This is a genomic window from Pseudomonas sp. AU11447 (assembly GCF_001672555.2).
GTDB classification, from domain to species: domain Bacteria; phylum Pseudomonadota; class Gammaproteobacteria; order Pseudomonadales; family Pseudomonadaceae; genus Pseudomonas; species Pseudomonas nitroreducens.
Genome location: NZ_LZDG02000017.1, coordinates 149,756 through 170,060 on the forward strand (window position 1 = coordinate 149,756; position 20,305 = coordinate 170,060).

Here is a 20,305-nt window from a genome sequence, read left to right on the forward strand (position 1 = left end):
CGCGATGGACGAAAGGCACGGCACCCGCCGTGCCTTTTCGTTTGGGCTTTGCGAAAATGCCCGCACTTTTTTTCCGGATGCCGTTATGACTGCCCTGAAGAACGATCGCTTCCTTCGCGCCCTGCTCAAGCAGCCCGTCGATGTCACTCCCGTCTGGATGATGCGCCAGGCCGGCCGCTACCTGCCGGAGTACCGCGCCACGCGCGCCAAGGCCGGTGACTTCATGAGCCTGTGCATGAACCCACAGATGGCCTGCGAAGTGACCCTGCAGCCGCTGGACCGCTACCCGCAGCTGGACGCAGCGATCCTTTTCTCCGACATCCTCACCATTCCCGACGCCATGGGCCAGGGCCTGTACTTCGAGACCGGCGAAGGCCCGCGCTTCAAGAAGGTCGTGACCACCCAGGCCGACATTGACGCCCTGCCGGTCCCCGATCCGGAGAAGGACCTGGGCTATGTGATGGACGCCGTGCGCACCATCCGCCGCGAGCTGAACGGCCGCGTGCCGCTGATCGGTTTCTCCGGCAGCCCCTGGACCCTGGCCACCTACATGGTCGAAGGCGGCTCCAGCCGTGACTTCCGCAAGACCAAGGCGATGCTCTACGACAACCCGCAGGCCCTGCACGCGCTGCTGGACAAGCTGGCCCAGTCGGTCACCAGCTACCTCAATGGCCAGATCCTTGCCGGCGCACAAGCCGTGCAGATCTTCGATTCCTGGGGTGGTGCGCTGTCGGCAGCGGCCTACCAGGAGTTCTCCCTGGCCTATATGCAGAAGATCGTCGACGGTCTGATCCGCGAACACGAAGGGCGCCGCGTGCCGGTGATCCTCTTCACCAAGGGCGGCGGCCTGTGGCTGGAGTCCATGGCCAATACCGGCGCCGAGGCCCTGGGCCTGGACTGGACCTGCGATATCGGCAGCGCCCGCGCCCGCGTCGGCGACAAGGTTGCCCTGCAGGGCAACATGGACCCAGCTGTGCTCTACGCCAAGCCGGACGCCATTCGCACTGAAGTCGCGCGCATCCTCGGTGCCTTCGGTAACGGCAATGGCCACGTGTTCAACCTCGGCCACGGCATCACCCCGGAAGTCGACCCGGCCCATGCCGGTGCCTTCTTCGAGGCCGTACACGAGCTGTCGGCGCAGTACCACTGAGCCTGACGCCGAACTGAAAAAGCCCCGCGCATGCGGGGCTTTTTCGTTTCTGGCTCCGGGGTTCGCGAGCAAGCTCGCTCTTACAGGCAGCGCTTTTTTGTAGGAGCGAGCTTGCTCGCGAACCGACCCGGCACTGGGCCTTCCGGCGTATCGCAAACCAACCCCGCACCGGCAAAAGCCAATCCGCGCGTGGAAGCGGACTCCGCCCGCGATCGGCCCTAACAGCAGAGGTATTTCCCCGAAAACAAAAAAGCCCCGCCGTAAGGCGAGGCTTTTTCGTTCCCTCATGGAGCATCAAGCCCCAACAGAACGCATTACGCGGCGTCGCCCACCAGGCCGGCGGCGCGCTGGGCCTTGCGGCGGTTGGACACCAGCAGGCCGGAGCAGACCACCACGACGGTCAGCAGGGTGGTGGCAACGACTTCCATGCGGTGATCCGGACGGATCAGCATGATCGCCAGGGCGCCGACGATGAAGATGATCACCGCCCAGGTCAGCCAGGGGAACAGCCACATCTTCAGTTTCAGCTGGTGGCCTTGGGCGAGCAGCTTCTTGCGCATGCGCAGCTGCGACAGGGCGATCACCAGGTACACCAGCAGGGCGATGGCGCCGGAGCTGGCCAGCAGGAAGTTGAACACTTCGGCCGGGGCCAGGTAGTTGGCGAAGGTGCACAGGAAGGCCATGGCGGTGGACAGCAGTACGGCATACACCGGGGTACGGCTGGCGCTGGTCACCTGGGCGATCTTCGGTGCGTCACCGCGCTTGCTCAGCGAGTACATCATGCGCGAGGCAGTGTAGAGCGCCGAGTTCAGGCAGCTGGTTACCGAGACGAGGACGATGATGTCGACGATCAGCTTGGCGTACGGGATGTGCAGGTGTTCCAGCACGGTCTGGTAGGAGCCCATGCTCACCAGGCGCGGGTCGTTCCACGGCACCAGGCAGACCACGATCAGGATCGACAGCAGGTAGAACAGCGCGATACGCCAGATCACCGAGTTGGTGGCGCGGGTGATCTGCTGCTCCGGGTCCTTGGACTCGGTGGCGGCGATGGTGACGATTTCCGAACCCATGAAGGAGAACATGGTGGTCAGCAGCGCAGCGAGCACGGCACCCCAGCCCTTGGGCAGGAAGCCTTCGCTGGTCAGGTGGCCGATGCCGGAGACTTCGCTGTTGGGCGAGAAGCCGAAGATGGCCGCGCAGCCCAGCACCAGGAAGGCGATGATCGAGACGACCTTGATCAGCGCCAGCCAGAACTCGAACTCACCGTAGTTCTTCACGCTGAACAGGTTGGTCACGGTCAGCGCGGAGGTGATCAGGAAGGCCAGCACCCAGATCGGCGCGCCAGGGAACCAGGCGTGGATGATGGCCGCGGCGGCGTTGGCCTCCAGCGGGATCACCAGGACCCAGAACCACCAGTACAACCAGCCGATGGTGAAGCCGGCCCAGTGGCCGATGGCACGGTCGGCGTAGGTGGAGAAGGAGCCGCTGTCCGGCTGCGCGACGGCCATTTCGGCCAGCATGCGCATCACCAGGACCACCAGCAGGCCGGCGACCAGATAGGAAATCATGACGGCCGGGCCGGCTTCGGCGATGGCGTGGCCGGAGCCTACGAACAGGCCTGCACCAATGGCGCCGGCGATCGAAAGCATCGTGACGTGACGATTTTGCAGGCCCTGGGAGAGCCCGGAGGTTGGGGTGCTGCTCATGCTTTACCTACAACTACGGAGGGAATTGCGTACTGCGGGAGTCGAGGTCCGTTTCAGGATTCCAACAAGTCGTTCGACATTGTGAACGCAAGGATCGCGCCACACTTTGTTACGACTTAAGTCGTAGGTTGGGAAGTTATCCTACAACGCCCGCCTGGCAGGCGTTATCGGATCTGAGATTAATGTCTTTGCACGACCGTTCCATGTCGTTTTCAGGCATGAGTATTTCTAGATGTGTAGAAACTACCCATTTCTGCCCGGTGCGGGGAGGTCGCGAGGTAACACTGGTAGTCGCGACAGGTGCAAGGCCACCAGCAGGCCGATGCCCAGCAGGCTGGCGATGAACAGGCCCACACCGCTCCAGCCGTACTGGTGCCAGAACAGGCCGCCAGCGGTGCCGGCGACGCTGGAGCCGGTGTAGTAGCTGAACAGGTACAGCGACGACGCTTGCCCCTTGGCCTTCAGGGCGCGGCGGCCGATCCAGCTACTGGCCACCGAGTGCGCGCCGAAGAAGCCGAAGGTGAACACCAGCAGGCCAACCAGTACCAGGGCCAGCGGTTGCAGCAGGGTGATCAGTACGCCACCGAGCATCAGCGCGATCATCGCCCAGAGCACCTTGCGCCGGCCCAGCTTGTCGGCCAGCGAGCCGACCCACGCCGAGCTGTAGATGCCCGACAGGTAGACCAGCGAGAGCACGCCGACGATGGCCTGGCTCAGGTGATAGGGCTCCGCCAGCAGGCGATAACCGATGTAGTTGAACAGGGTGACGAAGGCGCCCATCAGCAGGAAGGCTTCGAGGAACAGCCACGGCAGGCCGGCGTCGCGGAAGTGCCCGGTGAAGCCTTCGATGAGCCGGCGCGGCTTGAGCGGTGCCGGGCGGAAGTTCTTCGATTCGGGAAGGATGCGCCAGAACAGGAGGGCCGCAGCCAGGGCGAGCACGCCCAGGGTGGCCAGCGCCACGTGCCAGTTCACGTAGTCCACCAGCACGCCGCTGATCAACCGGCCGCTCATGCCACCGATGGCGTTGCCGCCGATGTACAGCCCCATGGACAGCCCGATGTGCTGCGGGTGGATTTCCTCGGAAAGGTAGGTCATGCCCACCGCCGCCAGGCCGCTGAGCGACAGGCCGAGCAGCGCGCGCATGGCCAGCACGCCGTGCCAGGTCGGCATCAGCGAGCTGCCGATGGTGAACAGGGCGGCGAGGACCAGCGAGGCGACCATGATCGACTTGCGACCGATGGCGTCGGAGATCGGCCCGGTGACCAACAGGCCGAAGGCCATGGTGATGGTGGAGATCGACAGCACCAGGCTGCTTTGCGCGGCGGTCAGGTCGAACGCTTTCGACAGCACCGGCATCATCGGCTGCACACAATAGAGCAGGGCGAAGGTGGCGAAGCCGCCGGAGAACAGCGCCAGCGACGTGCGCATGAAAGCCGGGGTGCCTTTCTCGATGTAGGTTTCGATTTCCTCGACGACACGCACCACGTCGCTGTTGGCTTCGCGCGCGCTTTCTCGCAGATCAGGCAGCGGTTCGGCCGGATCGTTGGCGGCGGACGGCTCTGGTACGACCGACGGCTCGGCCGCCATAGGCTGTTCTTCCCGCAAAGCCCGCAGGGCAGGTTGACTCACGACACACCTCAGGTTGGTAAAAGCAGGAGAGCCTGGAATGGCGGCAAGGGCCCGCGCGGCCAGGCAGGGAGCAGGTTGGTAGTCGTTATTGGGCTTGTGTGGAAAGGATAAGGAGCGGGCTTTATTATTTCCAATATATTAATCGACACGTTTGATTCGTTTTACGAATCGATTGTCGGTGACGTTGGTTCAGCTCGCGAACCGCCCGGCACGGCACGGGCTCAACCTGTCGCGGATGAAGTCCGCTCCTAGCCAACCCGGAACACCGACGCTCCAGCAGGGGGATACATGGAACTGCGACACCTGCGTTACTTCATCGCCGTGGCGGAGGAGCTGCACTTCGGCCGCGCCGCCGAGCAGTTGGGAATTTCCCAGCCGCCGCTGAGCCAGCAGATCCAGGCGCTGGAGGAAGAGATCGGCGCGCGCCTGCTGGAGCGCACCAACCGCCGGGTGGCGCTGACCGAGGCCGGCAAGCTGTTTCTCGACGAGGCCCGACAGGTACTGCAGCAGGTGGACCGCGCCGTGCTCCTGGCTCGCCGTGCGCACCAGGGCGAGATTGGCGAGCTGAAGGTCGGCTTCACCGCGTCGGCGCCGTTCACCTCCAGCATCCCGCGCGCGATCCTGGCGTTCCGCCAGGCCTATCCGGACGTCCACCTGGACCTGCAGGAGTTGAGCAGCGGGCAGGCGGTACAGGCGTTGCTGGAGGAGCGCGTGCAGGTCGGTCTGATCCGGCCGATCCCGTTGCCGGAAACCCTGGAAGCCGTGGAGCTGTTCAGCGAACCGCTGGTGGCCGTGCTGCGCGCCGATCATCCGCTGGCGCAGGCCAGCCAGGAGGGGCTGGAGTTCGCCGCATTGGCGGACGAACCCTTTGTATTCTTCCCGCGCAGCTACGGCACGGGCCTCTACAGCCAGTTGATGGCGCTGTCGCGGCAGGCCGGCTTCAGCCCGCGCATCGCCCAGGAGGCGGGCGAGGCGATGACCATCATCGGCCTGGTGGCGGCGGGGTTGGGCGTGTCGATGCTGCCGGCGTCGTTCCGCCGTACGCGGGTGGACGGTGTGGTCTACCGCACCTTGAGCGATCCGGGCGCGACCAGTTCGGTGTGGCTGGTGCGGCGGCGCAACGAGACGTCGCGCCTGGCGCAATCGTTCTTCGACCTGGTGACCCAGGAAGTCCAGGCCGGCAGGGCTGGCTGAGGGTTCAGGGCGCGGTGTTCTGCAGGATCTGCTGGTAGCGACGCTGGTACTCGACGTAGTCGAGGTTCTCCAGCTGCAGCGCCTGGATCTGCTCGTCCCGCGACAGGCCTGCGGTCTCCCTGGTCGCCGGCTGCACCACGCTGCGCGGCGGCGCGACGGTGGGCGCGGCAGCGACGCGAGTGCCGGCCAGCAATTCGTCGATCACCGGGTCCATTTTCGCCTTGGTGCCCTGCCACTTCATCATCGACAGGCCGCCCTTGGCCCGCAGGTGATACTCGGCGTGGCCGACCAGCTCCCGCGAGGGGCCGCGCACGGTGATCTCGGCGGTCGACAGGTACGGAGCCATGTCCCAGGAGCGGCGAGCGTCGTAGGTCACCTGGTAGCGGCAGTCCGCCGGAGGCTGGCCGTCGTAGACCAGCGCCGTGATGCCATGACGGGCGAAACCGTCCTGCAGCACAGGCACGAAGTCCGACACCATCACCTTGGGGTTCTTCTCGATACAGACGACGGCATCGGCCTGGGCCAGCGGTTCGACCTGCACCGAGGTGCAGCCCAGGCTCAGCAGTGCTGCGCCGATGGGCAGCAGTAGAATCGGGTAGCGCATGGAGTTCTTCCGTGAAAACGCCCTGCCCGGCAGGGCAGGGCGAAGGGATTACTTCGCGTAGTCGGCCTTCAGCGCGACCCCGGCGATGACGGCGCCGGCGTGGCACTCGAACTGCTGGGCGTCCTTGTACTCGTTGCGCTTGTAGTAGCTGACGATGTTGGTCACGGCGGTGGCGCCGGCCTTCTTCGCCGAATCCTGCAGGGTGATCAGCGCCGACTGCAGCGCCCAGCGGCAGGCTTCCTCGTCGCTCTTGTTGAAGGCGTTGGTCTTCTTGTTGGTGATGGCGCCGGACTGGATCACATTCAGCTTGGCGCCCGCCGGGTTGCCCGCCAGGTAGAACTTCACGCTGCCATCGAGCTTGCCGGTCTTCACCGCCTCGGCGACGACGTCGTCGAAGGGCAGGTGCAGGGTGGTGTCGCGAGCCTGGCTGATGCCGGGGATGGACGCGCAAAGCGCGAGGGCGAGCAGCCCGAGGGTCTTGCGTTGCATGGATCGACTCCTTGTCGATGGGTGGGATCAGTTGCTCGGCGGGGCGAGGTGCAGGTTCTGCAGGATCTTGTTGTTGAGGATCGCGACCCACTTGTTGTAGTTGCGGTGGATCTGCCCGTCCTTCTCGTCCAGGCCGCGGCTGCTGCGCAGCTTGATGGAGTACTGCTGGCTGCTGTAGGGAATGCTGATCTCGGCGTGGTGGCGTTCACGCACGGTGATCTCGGCGTAGATGACGTTGCCGGAATCCTGCTGCACCTCCCACTTCTGTTCTTCCAGCGCATCGCGGATGGCCGCCTGTACCTGCACGGATGTGCGGTTGCTATCGGGCGGCAGCGACTGGTCGATGTTCTCGACGGGCTTGGTGGTGCAACCGACGGCCATCGCGGTGGCCACGCACAGCAGCAGGCTGCGGATCAGTCGGGACATGGCTTGCTCTCCTTGCAGTGTCGTTGGGCAGTATCGTTCTTGCGGTTACGGTGGAAATGGCTCAGCGCCAGCGGCGGAAGACCAGCGAGGTGTTGATGCCGCCGAAGGCAAAGTTGTTGTTCATCACGTACTCGTTGCTCATTGCGCGCGGCTCGCCCCGCAGGTAGTCGAGCTCGCCGCAGCGCGGGTCGATCTCGTCCAGGTTCAGGGTGTGCACGTAGCGATCGCTGTTCATCATCTCGATGCTGAACCACGACTCCAGCGCGCCGCACGCTCCCAGAGTGTGGCCCAGGAAACTCTTCTGCGAGCTGATCGGCATGCGCTTTCCGAAGAGTTCGCTGGTGGCCAGGGTCTCGGCGATGTCGCCCTGTTCGGTGGCGGTGCCGTGGCCGTTCACATAGCCGATGGCATCGGCGTGCAGGCCGGCGTCTTCCAGCGCGAGCTCCATCGCGCGGCGCATGGTCGACTGCTCCGGGCGGGTGGTGTGCTGGCCGTCGGCGTTGCTGCCGAAGCCGACGATCTCGGCGTGGATATGCGCGCCGCGGGCCAGGGCGTGCTCCAGTTCCTCGAGTACCAGCATGCCGGCGCCTTCGCCGATCACCAGGCCGTCGCGGCCGCTGTCGTAGGGGCGCGGGGTGCTGTGCGGGGCGTCGTTCTTCAGGCTGGTGGCGTAGAGTGCGTCGAACACCATGGCCTCGGTCGGGCAGAGTTCCTCGGCACCGCCGGCGAGCATCAGCGGCAGGCGGCCGAAGCGGATCGCCTCGTAGGCGTAGCCGATGCCCTGGCTGCCGCTGGTGCAGGCGCTGGAGGTCGGGATCACCCGGCCCTTGAGGCCGAAGAAGATGCTGATATTGGCTGCCGTGGTGTGCGGCATCATGCGCACATAGGAGTTGGCGTTGAGGCCGTCGGCCACCGAGTTGAGCAGCATGTTGCCGAACGCCTTGATCTCGTCGGTGCTGCCGGTGGACGAACCGCAGGCCACGCCCATGCGCCCATCGCGGATCGACTCGTCGCCCAGCAGCCCTGCATCGGCCAGCGCACGCTCGGCAGCGTCCACTGACAGGCGCGAGACCCGCCCCATGCTGCGCAGTTGCTTGCGCGTCCAGTGCTTGGGCACGGTGAAATCCAGCACCGGGCCGGCCAGGCGGGTATTGAGCTCGGTGAAGCGGTCCCATTCGTCCATGCGGCGGATGCCGCTCTGGTTGGCGCTGAAGTTCGCCTCGATGCTCGCCCAGTCCGAACCCAGGGAGGTGATGCCGGACATGCCGGTGATGACCACACGCTTCATCAGCACAGCCCTCCGTTGACCGCCAGCACCTGGCGGGTGATGTAGCCGGCCTCGGCCGACATCAGGAAATTCACCGCGCCGGCGACTTCTTCCGGGGTGCCCATGCGCTGGGCGGGGATCATCTTGAGGATTTCCTCCACCGGTACCTGCTCGTCGAGCATCGCGGTGTCGATCAGCCCCGGCGCCACGCAGTTCACCGTGATCCTGCGTTTGCCCAGCTCGATGGCCAGCGCCTTGGCGGCGCCGATCACTCCGGCTTTGGAGGCGCTGTAGTTGACCTGGCCGCGGTTGCCGATCAGCCCGGAGACCGAGGTGATGCAGACGATGCGCCCCGGCTGGCGGCGACGGATCATCGGCATGATCACCGGGTGCAGGACGTTGTAGAAGCCGTCGAGGTTGGTGCGCAGCACCTGGTCCCAGTCTTCCCCGGTCAGTGCCGGGAAGGCGCCGTCGCGGGTCAGGCCGGCGTTGCACACCACGCCGTAATACGCGCCGTGGGTTTCCACGTCGGCTTCGAGGATGGTGCGCGCGGCCTCGCGGTCGGCTACGTCGAATTGCAGCACGCGGGCGCTGCGACCCAGCGCCTGGATTTCGGCCTGCACGGCGTCGGCTTCGGCGCGGCCGCTGCGGCAGTGCAGCACGATGTCGTGGCCGGCCTGTGCCAGGCGCAGGGCAATGGCGCGGCCGATGCCGCGGCTGGAGCCGGTTACGAGGATGGAGTTAGTCATACGCTTGGCTCTTTCGGCTCTCGGCTCTCTGTTCTGGAGCCTCGGGAGAAGGTTCTTGTAGATAGCTCGCCACTTCCGGCGGGCGGAACACGGTCAGGCGCGCCAGCGCCTTGATGCCCGGCCCTTCCAGATGGCATTCGAAGACACCCATGCCGTTGTCGTCCTGCAGGGTGCGGATGGCATGGATGGTGATTTCAGACCCGGCGGGGAAGCTCGCCACGTCGCACTGGTACTGGCGGGTGCCGAGCAGGAAGCCCAGCTCCACCGGCTCGCCGCGCACGCGCGCCTGGCAGCCGGCATAGGCGGCGATGCTCTGCGCCATCAGTTCCACGCCGACCCAGGCCGGCAGGCTGCCATCGGCCTCGTTGAACAGGCCGCCCGGGCGCACCGTCAGGCGCGTGCGGATGTCTTCCTCGCCGAAGTCGAGTACTTCGTCGATGAGGATCATGTCGCCCGCATGGGGCAGCAGGGAGGCGATCGGCCAGTCGATCATCGGGTCACTCCAGACTCATTGCTCATCTCGCCCAGGATCAGGCTGATGTTGTTGCCGCCGAAGGCGAACGAATTGCTCATCAGGTAGCGCGGACCGTTCAGCGGCAGGCTGGGGCCCTCGTCGCGGACCAGCGCCAGTGCCGGTAGCTGCGGATCGGTGACGCCATCCCAGCGCTGCGGCGGCAGGCGGCTTTCCGGGTTGTGCTCGCCCAGCAGCAGCCAGCAGAACGCTGCTTCCAGTGCTCCGGCGGCGCCGAGGGTATGCCCGGACAGCGGCTTGGTCGAGGAGCAGGGCACACCCTGGGGAAACTCCGCCTGCACGGCGAGGCTTTCCATGGCGTCGTTGTGCGCGGTCGCGGTGCCGTGCAGGTTCAGGTAGGCGATCTGCTCGGCTGCCAGTTTCGCCTCGGTGAGTGCCTTGCGCATTGCCTCACGGGCGCCCCGGCCTTCGGGATCGGGGGCGGAAATATGGTGTGCGTCGGAGCTGGCGCCGGCGCCGAGCAGGGCAATGCGGGACGGCTCGCGAGTCATCAGGAACAGCGCGGCGCCTTCGCCGATGTTGATGCCCTTGCGGTTGGCCGAGAATGGATTGCAGCGTTCGTCGGAGACCGCTTCCAATGAGCCGAAGCCGTTGAGCGTCAGCTCGCACAGGCTGTCCACGCCGCCGCACAGCACCGCGTCGCACAGGCCCAGCTTGAGCAGTCGCCGGGCGCTCTGCAGGGCTCGGCCACTGGAGGTGCAGGCGGTCGAAATCACGTAGCTCGGCCCAGCCAGCCCATAGTGTTCGGCGAGGAATACGGCCGGGTCGGACAGCTCCTGGTGCGAATAGTGGAAGCCTTCCGGCAACTGCCCATGCAGGGTGTGATGGCGGATGCCCTGGGTGGTTTCCTGGATGCCCGAGGTGCTGGTGCCCAGCACTACCGCCACGCGTGCAGCGCCATGGCGCTGGATGGCGGTGCGGATGGCCGGGTCGATCTGCGTTGCTGCGGCGAGCAGCAGGCGGTTGTTGCGGGTGTCGTGGCGTTTGTCGGGAATGGCCGCCATGCGCGCCTTCACCGAGCCCACCGGCAGGCTTCTGCCCGGCACCCAGCCCGCCTGCACCTGCATGCCGGCGGACTCCCCGGCCAGCAGCGCGGTGGCCACTTCGCGGCGGTCGTTGCCCAGGGCGCAGATCAGGCCCAGCTCGTTCAGGTAAGTGGCGGTCATGGCGCGGCGCTCTCGGTGTTCAGGGGCGTCACCTGGTAACGGGTGTCGGCGGCTTGCAGGGTGAAATCCTGTGCCGAACGGTAAGTGATCTTCCAGTGCTGTTGCAGATGGCGCGTGGCGCCGTCTGTCCGGTAGTCATTGGCCTGGTAGCGCGCGGCAAGCTGATCCTGCGGCGTCAGTGCGAACAGCAGCACGGCGAACAACTCCCGTGCTTCGGGATTGGGCGGCAGCAGACCGTCGTTGCTCCATGCTCCGTCACGCAGCAATTGCCGCGACAGCGGGATGCCCAGCGGGTCGATCAGCGACCAGCGCAGGGCGCCACCTTCCTGCTGAATCACCAGCAGCCAGTCCTGGGAAGAGCCCACCTGCTCGCGCTGGATGTGCAGCTGCAACGGCGTCGCCAGCGGCGGCAACGCGGAGGGCAACGGCGTGTGCTGGGCGCAACCGGCCAGCAGCAGGAACAGGGCAAGGCTCAGCCAGCGGATCATGCGGGGCGGTTCTCCAGCGGCTTGCGCACCACGGCGTTGACCAGGGTTTCCTCGCGCTGGCCGAACGGCCTGGCCTTGCGAATGCCCCAGCGCTCCAGCAGGCCGAAGTCCTTGGAGCGGCTCCACCACAGGTAAGGGTAGGAGACGTTCTTCTCGCTGAACTCGAAACCTTGCTCGCGGAGCATCTGCAGGTACTGCGCGGCGCTCTTCTGCACGTGCATCGGGTGGCGGAAGAACCAGCGGATTACCCAGGTATCGATGTACGCCTCGGTGGACTCGGCGAACAGCAGCAGGCCACCCGGCTTGAGCACGCGCCAGAACTCGGCCAGGGCGCGCTCCTGCTCCACCAGGTGGTGGAAGGTCTGGTGGCAGAACAGGATGTCGACGCTGGCCGAGGGCAGCATCAGGTCGGCGCAGTCGGCGCAGTTCAGCTCCACCTCGACATTCTCCCGCGCGGCTTCCACCGCCGAGCAGTCGAGGCTGTGCGGGTCGGCGTCGAGGCCGATCATGCGGCCGGGTTTGAACGCCTCGCGCAGCAGGCGGAACGAACGGCCCTGGCCGCAGCCGGCGTCCAGCAGCACCGGGTTCTGCGGGATGTCCCAACTGACCAGGCGCTTGAGATCGTTGATCGCCACGCGCAGCACATGGTGCTGCCAGGTGTGGCTCTGCAGGAACCAGAAACCGAAACGGGTTTCTTCGACGTAGGTGGAGGCGGGGCGGGTCATGACAGTCCTTGTCCTTAGCTGGCGCAGATTTCGGAAAGTACCCGCAGGCGGCGCTGCGGTTCGGCGACGAAGGGGTTGCGCGTGTCCCAGGCGTAGCCGGCGAGGATGGAGCAGATCATCCGGCGAATTTCCGGGTCGGCCTTCTCGTAGAAGATCACGTCCTGGAAGCTGCCGTCGTACCAGCCCTCGACGTAGGCGCGGAAGGTGTCCACGCCGCGCTTGAGCGGCTGGGCGAAATCGCCTTGCCAGTCCACTGCCTCGCCCTTGAGCTGACGGTCGAGCAGATTGGCCGCCATGCTGGAGGAGCGCATGGCGATGGTGACGCCGGAGGAGAACACCGGGTCGAGGAATTCTGCCGCGTTGCCCAGCAGGGCGAAGCCCGGCCCGGCGAGGCGTTTCACGTTCGCCGAGTAGCCGCCAAGGGTGCGCGCCGGGGTGTCCCACACGGCGTTCTTCAGCAGCGGACGCAGGTTCGGTGCGGCATCGACGAAGCCTTTCAGGCAGGCGTCCAGGTCATCCAGCTTGCCTTCGAAGTGACGGTCCTCGGCGACCACGCCAATGGAGGTGCGGCCATCGCTGAAGGGGATGGTCCAGTACCAGATGCCGCGTTCTTCGGGATGGATGCTGATGAGGATCTTCTCGCGGTCGAAGTGCGGCGCCTCGATGCGGTCCTCGATATGCGTGAACACCGCGCGGCGCACCGGGAAGCCCGACGGCGCTTCGAGGTCGAGCAGGCGCGGCAGCACGCGGCCGTAGCCGCTGGCGTCGAGCACGAAGGCGCATTCCACTTCGTACTCGCTGCCGTCCAGGCGGCGTACGCGCAGGCGCGGGCAGGCGCCGTCGAAGTCAGCGGCGACGATCTCTTCCTCGTAGCGGATTTCCACGCCCTGCAGTTCGGCCTGGTCGGCCAGCAGTTGGTCGAAGCGCGCACGCTGGACCTGGAAGGTCGAACCCTTGCCGTCGGTGAATTTGTCGCGGAAATCGAAATCGGTGTAACGCTCGTCCCAGCCGAACGCCGCGCCGTGCTTGGTCTGGAAACCAGCGGCCAGCACGGCGTCGAGCATCCCGGCCTCTTCGACGAAGTCCAGGCAGTGCGACAGCAGGCTCTCGCCGATGGAGAAGCGCGGGAAGCGCTGGCGCTCGAGCACCAGCACGTCGTGGCCCTTGCGCTTGAGCAGCGCGGCGGCGATGGCGCCGGAAGGGCCCGCGCCGATGACGACGACGGTGCGTTGTTGCAGTTCAGGGGCGGGCATCAGAAGGGCTCCTTGCCGGGGCGTGATCCTTGGAAACGGGAGTGGCGTGCGGGCGACGCACGCCGCAGAGGGCGGGCAACAGGGTGGCGAACAGGCTCATCAGCAGCAGGCTGAAATACAGCAGCGAGTCGATGTAGCCCTGCTGGAACAGCAGGTTGAGAAAGACGATCTCGGTCAGCCCGCGAATGTTCAACAGCAGGCTTTCCTTCCACAGCTGTCCGCCCGTGGCGCCGGGCAGCGCCCAGCGCAGGCCGAGCCAGCTGCCGGCGAGCTTGCTGATCACCGGCAGCGCCAGCAGCGCACCGAGGTACAGCCAGGAGTAGCCGGAGAGCGCGTGGTGGAAATCGATCTGCAGGATGCCGAAGGCCAGCACCAGCGGCACCAGCAGGTAGTTCTGCAAGGCCAGCGCCGCGCGTGGCGACACTGGCAGGCGGAATGGCTGGCGCACCGCTGCCTGGGCCATCAGCCAGGTGATGGCGAACACCAGGGTGTTCAAATGCCAGTGCTGGAAGGCGACCATCAGGCCGAAGAACTGCAGGCTGTAGGCCAGCGCGTGGCGCACTCGAATCAGGCGCAGCAATAACGGCGCAACACCCGCCAGCAGCGGCCACACCAGCTGGCCCGGATCGCTGCTGCCCTGTGCCAGGCCGAACAGGCTCCAGCACCACAGGTCCATCAGCACTGCCGCGTGCATCAGCCGGCGCGTGGCGTCCTCGGGGTAGTCGATATTGCGCAGGAACAGGTAGAGCACCGGGATCGCCGTGATCGAGAACAGCAGGCCGATGCCCAGCACGCTCATGCCCTCGTGCACGCCCAGCAACCACCAGGCGCTGGCCATGCCGCAGGCCAGCGGCACGGCGAAGCTGGGCAGGGCGATTTTCAGGCTCTGGCGGCTGACGTCGAGGTCGATCACGTCGCTGAGGATGTGTCCCAGCAGCAGCGCGAAGCCGATGTCGTAGAGCGGCCGCAGCCAGGGCGCAGTAACCAGCGTGCGCACCTCGAAGCCCTGGCTCTGAAGCACGATGAACAGCAGCGGCAGGAGCAGCCCGGCCACCAGCAGCTGACTGACGATGGGCAGCAGGCGCAGGTGGCGCCCGCCGATCACCGCGAGGGCGAACAGCACCGGCATCGCCAGCCAGAACAGGACCGTCAGCACGCCTGGGCTCCTTCGCGGTCGCCTTCACCCGCCCAGGGGCAGAACAGGAAACAGAACGCCAGGCCGAGCCCAACGGCCAGGCCGAAGTTGCTGATTACCGGCGTGCTGGAGAGCGCCAGCAGGCCGAACGAAAGCCAGGTGGTGATGGCCGCCAGCAGCACGCCAATCAGGCTCACCGCTGCGCCGCCGACGCGTTCGCGCATGAGGATCGTGTAGTCCACGCCGATGGCGGTCACCAGCAGCAGGCCGAACAGGCTGAATAGCGTCAGCGGCTGGCCCAGCCAACCCAGGCTGGCGAGGCTGCACAGCGCGGCCAGCAGCGGCAGCAGGACGATGCGCAGGGCGACGCGCGGACCGAAGGGTTTGAGCAGCAGGGCGAAGATCAGCACGCAGGAGAGCAGCTTGAGTTCGGTGGCGCTGACCTGGGTGGCGGCGAACAGGCGGTTCAGCTCGCCGAGGCGATCCACCAGTTGCACACCTTCCAGGCCTTTCGCCTGCTCGGCCAGCACACCGGCATCGGACAGCCCTTGCAGGCTTACCAGTCCGGCCACGCCGACGTCCACCGTGCCCAGCCAGAGCGGCCGCCAGGGTTCACCCAATGGGCCTTCCAGGGCCTGGTCGAGGGATTGCTGCGGGAGCTTTTCCAGCTGATCCAGCTCGGCTTGCAGCGCGGCTTGTGGAATGCCCAGGTCGAGCAGCGCCTGCCAGTGTTGCGGCAGCTGGCGCAGGGCTTCGCGAGCCTGCTGTTGCTGCTGTGCGGTGGCGAGCAGTTGGTTCAGCGCGAGATAGCCCTTGAGTTGCCCGGAGGCGACCAGCTTGTCCAGCCGCGTGGCCAGATCGGCCTCACGTTGCAGCAACCGGGTCTCGTCGGCGGCGCGCACCAGGAAGAACTGGCTGGTGGGCTGGTAGCCGGTGATGCGCGCGGTGGCCTGGGCTTCGGCGAGCAATTGCGGCTTGTTACCGAGCCATTGGCGCAGGTCGTTCTTGATCTGCAATTGCCAGAGACCACCAGCGCAGAACAACGCCACCACGGCGAGCAGAGGCCAGCTTCGGGTGCGCTTGATCAGTGCTTCACGCAGGCGGATCAAACGTTCGCCGAATCCGAGCAGAAGCGGTTGCGGGGCGATGGCGTCGCCGCGCAGCAGGAGCGGCAGCAGGCCGATCACGCAGAGATAGGCGGCGAGCAGGCCGGCCACCGAGAAGGTCGCCACCTGGGTCAGTGCCGGGAACGGCGTGCAGGCCAGCGCGAGGTAGCCGATCAGGTTGGTCAGCAGGCTCAGCAGCAGCCCGCGATGGCTCAGGCGCAGCGCTTGCCACGGCTGCCACGGTTTCAGGCTCCAGGCCTTGGAGAGGTAGTGCAGCGGATAGTCCGAGGCGACGCCGATCAGGCTCGCGCCCAGCACCAGGGTCAGCAGGTTGACCTTGCCGAACAGCGCGATGCACGCGGTGGCGCCGGCCAGCACGCCGACCAGGACCGGCAGGAAGGCCAGCAGTGCGCGAATGCGGCGGAAGGCGAGCAGCAGCAGGAGCAACGTGCCCAGCGCGGCGCCGCCGCCGACCCAGGTCATCTCGCGGCTGGCCTGGTGTTGGCCATCGGCGGCATAGAGCAGGCCGCTGGCAGCGACGAGTTGTCCGTTATCGACGGCCAGTTGCAGGCGCGCCTCGGCGACCTGTGCGGCGACTTCCCGCGGCAGGTTCATGTCGAAGGCATCGGCGCGGGTGCGGGCGCGCAGCAGTACCCAGCTGCGGCCGTCGTCCTCGGCAATCAGTGCGCCGCTGCCGATGTCCAGCTGCACCTTCGAAGGCAGCGGCTGGTGGTGCTGGATGCGCAGGGCGAGGCCGAACCAGTCCTGATCGTTGGGCACCAGGCCGAAGCCGGAGAACGGATCGAAGAGTTGTTCCACGCGCTGCTGGATGAACGCGGCGGGCTCGCCTGCGAGTTGCTGGCGGTCGTCGTCGCTGAGCAGCGCCAGTCGGCCTGTGCGCAGCTGTTCGCGCAGTGCCGGCAGATCAGCCTGCACGCCCCACTGCACCTTTTCGTAGAGACCGCTGGCCTGCCAGCGCTCGGCCAGCTCGCGGGCGTGGGCGATGGCCGTGTCACGCTCGGGGTAGCCGACCAGTACGATCAGTTCGCGGTTGAGCGGTTCCTGCATGCGCTGCTCGGCTTGCTTCTGCAAGGCGTCACGGCTGCTGCCGGGCACCAGTTCCAGCAGGTCGGTACTCAGCGGCGGGCCATGGCGCCATTGCCAGGCCGCGAGGGCGAGCAGCGCCAGCAGCCCGGCGATCACCAGGCGCGGCAGCCACTGCGGCCGCTCAGCGGGCAAAGTCGCTGCGCTCCGCATCGGTCAGGCTGTCGCCGGGTTGGCTGCTGGTCATGCGCAGCACGGTGCGGTCGCCCTGGGCTTCGTGCAGTTCGATGCGCTGCACCAGCTCACCACCGGCGATCTCGATGCTGTCGAAGATCTGCTTGAGCAGCACGGCGCGTGGCGTGAGGGTCAGTTTCCAGTCGTTCGCCTCGCCACTCAGCGCGAGGTCGAAGTCCCGTTGCAGGCCGCTGCTGTCGCCTTCCAGCACGGCGAGGAACAGGCGGTTCTGCTGCGCGCTGGCACTGCGTTGCGGCAGTTGCTGCCAGCCGTTGGCGTCGCGCCGGGCGATGCCTTTGTCGTCAATACGGTAGTCCTGCTTGAGCGGCGTCTGCAGCAGCCAGAGCAGGCCGTGCTGCTTGGCGAGGACGAAATGGCCCTTGCTCACCAGCGGTTGTGGCAGGGAGCGCAGGTGCTTCTCCTGGACGAACTCGCCACGCACCACTGCCGGCTTGCCCAACTGAGCGGCCAGTTGCGCCAGGTCGAAGGCGTGGGCCAGCGGAGCCAGCAGCAGGCCGCAGACCAGCAGGGCGCGCTTCAACATGCTTCGGCCTCCAGCGCGCGCTGTACGGCGGCGATGAACACCGGCGGGGAGGCCATCTGCATCTCGCGGCTGGCGATTTCCACCGCCACCTGGCTGCTGCTGGCGCGGGTCAGGCGCTCGCCGGTTTCGGCGTCGCTGATCAGGTAGTTGATCTTCAGGCGGTTCTCCCACTCCACCAGATCGGCGCGCACTTTGATGCGCTGGCCGAAACGGGCGCCGCGCACATAGCGCAGCTGCAGGTCGATCACCGGCCAGGCGTAGCCCGCCTCGCGCATCTGCGCGTAGTTGTGGTCGAGCTTGTCGAGCAGGGCGCAGCGGGCGACTTCCAGGTATTTGACGTAGTGGCCGTGCCAGACCACTTCCATCATGTCCACGTCGAAGAACGGCACGAGGATTTCCACTTCGGCCTGCAACACACCGGCCTTACGCATAAAGCCCCCAGTGGCGCGCGCGGATGCGCTCCAGGCACAGACGCAGCTCGCCTTCCAGGGCGCGATCCTCGATCAGCGGCGGGAAGTCCTGCGCCAGTTGTTCGTGCATGCCGCCCAGCGGTGCCGGCAGCGGGCGCGCGCCGGCCTCGTTGCAGCGCAGCCAGACGCCCTGTTGCGCGGCGAGCAGCGTCGCCGCGGCAACCTGTTCGCTCAGCTCCAGGCTGCGCAGGGCATCGCGCGCGGCGATGGTGCCCATGCTCACCTTGTCCTGGTTGTGGCACTCGGTGGAGCGTGAGAACACGCTGGCCGGCAGGGTGTTTTTCAACGCTTCGGCGGTCCAGGCGCTGGCGCCGATCTGCACGGCCTTGAAGCCGTGATTGATCATCGCGCGGTCGGCCGGCGCGCCCGAGAGGTTGCTCGGCAGGCCATGGTTGTAGCGGGTGTCCACCAGCAGCGCGAGCTGCCGGTCGAGCAGGTCGGCGACGTTGCCGACCAGGTTCTTCAGGCTGTCCATGGCGAAGGCGATATGGCCGCCGTAGAAGTGCCCGCCGTGGAGGACGCGTTCGTCCTCGGCGTCGATGATCGGGTTGTCGTTGGCGCTGTTCAGTTCGATCTCGATGAACTGCCGCAGCAGGCCCAGGCTGTCGGCCAGCACGCCCAGTACGTGGGGCGCGCAGCGCAGCGAGTAGCGGTCCTGCAGACGGTGCAGCGGCGCGGTTGGCGCGTCGATGGCGAGGTCCTGGCGAATCCACGCGGCGACCTGCATCTGCCCCGGGTGCGGCTTGGCGGCGAACAGGCGCTCATCGAAGTGTTCCGGGTTGCCCTGCAGGGCGATCACGTTGAGCGCGGTGATGCGAGTGGCGAGCTTGAGCAGGTAGTCGGCGCGCACATAGGCGAGGCAGGCGAGACCGGTCATCACCGCGGTGCCGTTCATCAGCGCCAGGGCTTCCTTCGGGCGCAGCACCAGCGGCTGCCAGCCCAGCTCGGCGTGGACTTTGGCGGCGCTGCGGCGCTCACCGCGCCAGAGCACGTCGCGCTCGCCGGCGAGCGTGGCGGCGACGTAGGACAGCGGCGTGAGGTCGCCGCTGGCACCCACCGAACCCTCTTCCGGGATCAGCGGCAGGATGTCGTGTTCGAGGAAGGCGTGCAGGCGCTCCAGCAGTTCCAGGCGCACGCCGGAAACCCCGTGGCTCAGCGAGCGCAGGCGTGCGGCCAGCACGGCGCGGGTGGCCTGCGGATCGAGCAGCTTGCCCAGGCCGCAACCGTGGAAGGTGAACAGGTGCTGCGGCAGCGCCTCGACATGCTCCAGCGGCACGGCGACCACGCAGGAATCGCCGTAACCGGTGGTCACGCCGTAGATCACGCCTTCCTTGTCCAGCAGGGTGTCGAGGAACTGCGCGCCACGGGCGATGCGCGCGCGGAAGTCGGCGTCGTCGTCCAGGCGGCTTTCGAGGCGGCGCTCGGCGAGGGCGACGATCTGTTCGATGCTCAGGTGGCCTTGGCCGAAAACCGGCGCTTCAGTGGCTGTCGTCATGGGCTTTCCAGAACGGGTAGAAGTTGAACCACTGCTGCGGCGCGCGCAGGCAGTAGTGTTCCAGGCGTTGGGCGTAGCGCTGGGTCCAGTGTTTCAGGACCTCGGCGCGGTCGCTGCGGCGCCACTGGATGCGTTCGGCGAAGGGCTCCAGGTACACGCGGTAGCGGCCTTCTTCCTTGAGGCAGAACATCAGGTTGGCCGGGCACTGCAGCAGCCCGGCGAGCAGCCAGGGGCCCTGCGGGAAGGCGGCCGGCGCGCCGAGGAAATCCACTTCGACATTGCGCCCGCCGTGCAGCGGAATGCGGTCCCCGGCGATCGCCAGCCATTCGCCGGCGTCCAGGCGTTGGGAGAGCTGCAGCATGATCGCCGGGTCCAGTTCGCTCACCTGGATCAGTCGCAGGTGGCTGGCGCCGGACTCGCCCAGCAGCTTGTTGAACTGCTCGGCGTGGCGGGTGTGCACCAGCACGTTCATGCGCACCTTTTCGCCCAGCTCGGCCAGTGCGCGGCAGACTTCGAGATTGCCCAGGTGCGCGCCCACCAGCAGTTGGCCACGGCCGCTGCGCAACTGCGCGCGCAGGTTGTGCGGGTCGTCCAGTTCGATGCTGGCGAGGTCCAGGCGGCCGGCCCAGACGTCGAGCTTGTCGAGGATCGTATCGGCGAAGGCCATGAACTGGCCGAACACCCGGCCAGTGCTCGGGCGCAGCGCAGCATCGCCGCTGTGCTCCGACAGGCGCTGTTGATACTCGCGGATGGCCCCGCGGGCACGGGCGCCGAAGAGGAAGAAGTACAGCACGATCAGGTGCAGCAGCGGCGACAGCAGGCGTCGGCCCAGCGTGCGCGCCGCCCAGGCGGTAAAGCGCATCAGCAACAGGCTGCCGCGCTCGCGCTGCTGCGCCCAG

The 20,305-nt window shown here is 66.7% G+C and carries 20 protein-coding genes; 2 read left to right on the forward strand and 18 right to left on the reverse strand.

The features are described from left to right. Positions 1 to 85 precede the first annotated feature (85 nt). On the forward strand, positions 86 to 1,150 hold the full coding sequence (gene hemE / locus A6723_RS01365) for a uroporphyrinogen decarboxylase (RefSeq protein WP_054910031.1): 1,065 nt from the start codon (positions 86 to 88) through the stop codon (positions 1,148 to 1,150). 314 nt (positions 1,151 to 1,464) lie between these two features. Here the strand turns inward: hemE and gabP are convergent, their stop codons facing one another. Both gabP and A6723_RS01375 read right to left on the reverse strand, forming a co-directional pair. After that, the gene (gene gabP, locus A6723_RS01370) at positions 1,465 to 2,856 is read right to left on the reverse strand and encodes a GABA permease (protein WP_054910030.1); all 1,392 of its coding nucleotides are present in this window, start codon (positions 2,854 to 2,856) and stop codon (positions 1,465 to 1,467) included. Between the two features lie 243 nt (positions 2,857 to 3,099). Beyond that, a complete protein-coding gene (locus A6723_RS01375; protein WP_054910029.1) occupies positions 3,100 to 4,443 on the reverse strand; it encodes an MFS transporter in 1,344 nt (447 codons plus the stop codon). A gap of 330 nt (positions 4,444 to 4,773) precedes the next feature. On the opposite strand from A6723_RS01375, the gene A6723_RS01380 reads away from it, so the two are divergent. After that, the gene (locus tag A6723_RS01380) at positions 4,774 to 5,679 is read left to right on the forward strand and encodes a LysR family transcriptional regulator (protein ID WP_045215991.1); all 906 of its coding nucleotides are present in this window, start codon (positions 4,774 to 4,776) and stop codon (positions 5,677 to 5,679) included. A gap of 4 nt (positions 5,680 to 5,683) precedes the next feature. Here A6723_RS01380 and A6723_RS01385 read toward each other — a convergent pair whose 3' ends face one another. From A6723_RS01385 to A6723_RS01460, 16 genes are all read right to left on the reverse strand, one after another. Continuing rightward, positions 5,684 to 6,283 (reverse strand): Sbal_3080 family lipoprotein, encoded by a 600-nt coding sequence (locus A6723_RS01385; RefSeq protein WP_054910028.1) that lies wholly within the window; start codon positions 6,281 to 6,283, stop codon positions 5,684 to 5,686. A gap of 48 nt (positions 6,284 to 6,331) precedes the next feature. Beyond that, positions 6,332 to 6,772, reverse strand: a complete 441-nt coding sequence (locus A6723_RS01390; RefSeq protein ID WP_054910027.1) for a hypothetical protein — start codon at positions 6,770 to 6,772, stop codon at positions 6,332 to 6,334. 27 nt (positions 6,773 to 6,799) lie between these two features. Beyond that, a complete protein-coding gene (locus A6723_RS01395; RefSeq protein ID WP_054910026.1) occupies positions 6,800 to 7,198 on the reverse strand; it encodes a hypothetical protein in 399 nt (132 codons plus the stop codon). A 61-nt stretch (positions 7,199 to 7,259) separates the two neighbouring features. After that, complete coding sequence (locus A6723_RS01400; protein ID WP_054910025.1) at positions 7,260 to 8,486, reverse strand: beta-ketoacyl-ACP synthase; 1,227 nt, start codon at positions 8,484 to 8,486, stop codon at positions 7,260 to 7,262. Further along, positions 8,486 to 9,214, reverse strand: coding sequence for a 3-oxoacyl-ACP reductase FabG (gene fabG, locus A6723_RS01405; RefSeq protein ID WP_054910024.1), 729 nt, complete (start codon positions 9,212 to 9,214; stop codon positions 8,486 to 8,488). Before fabG ends, A6723_RS01400 begins: the two co-directional genes overlap by 1 nt. Continuing rightward, the gene (locus A6723_RS01410; RefSeq protein WP_054910023.1) at positions 9,207 to 9,707 is read right to left on the reverse strand and encodes a hotdog family protein; all 501 of its coding nucleotides are present in this window, start codon (positions 9,705 to 9,707) and stop codon (positions 9,207 to 9,209) included. Before A6723_RS01410 ends, fabG begins: the two co-directional genes overlap by 8 nt. Next, positions 9,704 to 10,912, reverse strand: a complete 1,209-nt coding sequence (locus tag A6723_RS01415; protein ID WP_054910022.1) for a beta-ketoacyl-[acyl-carrier-protein] synthase family protein — start codon at positions 10,910 to 10,912, stop codon at positions 9,704 to 9,706. The genes A6723_RS01410 and A6723_RS01415 overlap by 4 nt, the downstream gene beginning before the upstream one ends. Next, positions 10,909 to 11,400, reverse strand: a complete 492-nt coding sequence (locus A6723_RS01420; RefSeq protein ID WP_054910021.1) for a hypothetical protein — start codon at positions 11,398 to 11,400, stop codon at positions 10,909 to 10,911. The genes A6723_RS01415 and A6723_RS01420 overlap by 4 nt, the downstream gene beginning before the upstream one ends. Then, the gene (locus A6723_RS01425; protein WP_054910020.1) at positions 11,397 to 12,125 is read right to left on the reverse strand and encodes a class I SAM-dependent methyltransferase; all 729 of its coding nucleotides are present in this window, start codon (positions 12,123 to 12,125) and stop codon (positions 11,397 to 11,399) included. Before A6723_RS01425 ends, A6723_RS01420 begins: the two co-directional genes overlap by 4 nt. Before the next feature lie 14 nt (positions 12,126 to 12,139). After that, positions 12,140 to 13,378 carry an NAD(P)/FAD-dependent oxidoreductase gene (locus A6723_RS01430; protein ID WP_054910019.1) on the reverse strand — a complete coding sequence of 413 codons (1,239 nt, stop codon included), beginning with the start codon at positions 13,376 to 13,378 and terminating at the stop codon, positions 12,140 to 12,142. Continuing rightward, positions 13,365 to 14,534 carry a hypothetical protein gene (locus tag A6723_RS01435; RefSeq protein WP_054910018.1) on the reverse strand — a complete coding sequence of 390 codons (1,170 nt, stop codon included), beginning with the start codon at positions 14,532 to 14,534 and terminating at the stop codon, positions 13,365 to 13,367. Before A6723_RS01435 ends, A6723_RS01430 begins: the two co-directional genes overlap by 14 nt. Beyond that, positions 14,528 to 16,876 carry an MMPL family transporter gene (locus A6723_RS01440; protein ID WP_082450801.1) on the reverse strand — a complete coding sequence of 783 codons (2,349 nt, stop codon included), beginning with the start codon at positions 16,874 to 16,876 and terminating at the stop codon, positions 14,528 to 14,530. The genes A6723_RS01435 and A6723_RS01440 overlap by 7 nt, the downstream gene beginning before the upstream one ends. Beyond that, a complete protein-coding gene (locus A6723_RS01445) occupies positions 16,848 to 17,441 on the reverse strand; it encodes an outer membrane lipoprotein carrier protein LolA (protein WP_054910016.1) in 594 nt (197 codons plus the stop codon). The genes A6723_RS01440 and A6723_RS01445 overlap by 29 nt, the downstream gene beginning before the upstream one ends. Continuing rightward, positions 17,435 to 17,872 carry a thioesterase family protein gene (locus tag A6723_RS01450; protein WP_054910015.1) on the reverse strand — a complete coding sequence of 146 codons (438 nt, stop codon included), beginning with the start codon at positions 17,870 to 17,872 and terminating at the stop codon, positions 17,435 to 17,437. The genes A6723_RS01445 and A6723_RS01450 overlap by 7 nt, the downstream gene beginning before the upstream one ends. Then, a complete protein-coding gene (gene hutH / locus A6723_RS01455; RefSeq protein WP_054910014.1) occupies positions 17,865 to 19,406 on the reverse strand; it encodes a histidine ammonia-lyase in 1,542 nt (513 codons plus the stop codon). Before hutH ends, A6723_RS01450 begins: the two co-directional genes overlap by 8 nt. Continuing rightward, positions 19,390 to 20,268 (reverse strand): glycosyl transferase, encoded by an 879-nt coding sequence (locus A6723_RS01460; protein WP_054910034.1) that lies wholly within the window; start codon positions 20,266 to 20,268, stop codon positions 19,390 to 19,392. The genes hutH and A6723_RS01460 overlap by 17 nt, the downstream gene beginning before the upstream one ends. Between the last annotated feature and the right edge of the window lie 37 nt (positions 20,269 to 20,305).

Coding starts and splice junctions, on each gene's coding strand:
- A6723_RS01415 (WP_054910022.1), bottom strand. CDS start 10,912: ATGACCGCCACTTACCTGAACGAGCTGGGCCTGATCTGCGCCCTGGGC.
- A6723_RS01425 (WP_054910020.1), bottom strand. CDS start 12,125: ATGACCCGCCCCGCCTCCACCTACGTCGAAGAAACCCGTTTCGGTTTC.
- gabP (WP_054910030.1), bottom strand. CDS start 2,856: ATGAGCAGCACCCCAACCTCCGGGCTCTCCCAGGGCCTGCAAAATCGT.
- A6723_RS01380 (WP_045215991.1), top strand. CDS start 4,774: ATGGAACTGCGACACCTGCGTTACTTCATCGCCGTGGCGGAGGAGCTG.
- A6723_RS01450 (WP_054910015.1), bottom strand. CDS start 17,872: ATGCGTAAGGCCGGTGTGTTGCAGGCCGAAGTGGAAATCCTCGTGCCG.
- A6723_RS01420 (WP_054910021.1), bottom strand. CDS start 11,400: ATGATCCGCTGGCTGAGCCTTGCCCTGTTCCTGCTGCTGGCCGGTTGC.
- A6723_RS01390 (WP_054910027.1), bottom strand. CDS start 6,772: ATGCAACGCAAGACCCTCGGGCTGCTCGCCCTCGCGCTTTGCGCGTCC.
- fabG (WP_054910024.1), bottom strand. CDS start 9,214: ATGACTAACTCCATCCTCGTAACCGGCTCCAGCCGCGGCATCGGCCGC.
- A6723_RS01430 (WP_054910019.1), bottom strand. CDS start 13,378: ATGCCCGCCCCTGAACTGCAACAACGCACCGTCGTCGTCATCGGCGCG.
- A6723_RS01460 (WP_054910034.1), bottom strand. CDS start 20,268: ATGCGCTTTACCGCCTGGGCGGCGCGCACGCTGGGCCGACGCCTGCTG.
- A6723_RS01375 (WP_054910029.1), bottom strand. CDS start 4,443: ATGGCGGCCGAGCCGTCGGTCGTACCAGAGCCGTCCGCCGCCAACGAT.
- hutH (WP_054910014.1), bottom strand. CDS start 19,406: ATGACGACAGCCACTGAAGCGCCGGTTTTCGGCCAAGGCCACCTGAGC.
- A6723_RS01440 (WP_082450801.1), bottom strand. CDS start 16,876: ATGCGGAGCGCAGCGACTTTGCCCGCTGAGCGGCCGCAGTGGCTGCCG.
- A6723_RS01385 (WP_054910028.1), bottom strand. CDS start 6,283: ATGCGCTACCCGATTCTACTGCTGCCCATCGGCGCAGCACTGCTGAGC.
- A6723_RS01400 (WP_054910025.1), bottom strand. CDS start 8,486: ATGAAGCGTGTGGTCATCACCGGCATGTCCGGCATCACCTCCCTGGGT.
- A6723_RS01395 (WP_054910026.1), bottom strand. CDS start 7,198: ATGTCCCGACTGATCCGCAGCCTGCTGCTGTGCGTGGCCACCGCGATG.
- hemE (WP_054910031.1), top strand. CDS start 86: ATGACTGCCCTGAAGAACGATCGCTTCCTTCGCGCCCTGCTCAAGCAG.
- A6723_RS01445 (WP_054910016.1), bottom strand. CDS start 17,441: ATGTTGAAGCGCGCCCTGCTGGTCTGCGGCCTGCTGCTGGCTCCGCTG.
- A6723_RS01410 (WP_054910023.1), bottom strand. CDS start 9,707: ATGATCGACTGGCCGATCGCCTCCCTGCTGCCCCATGCGGGCGACATG.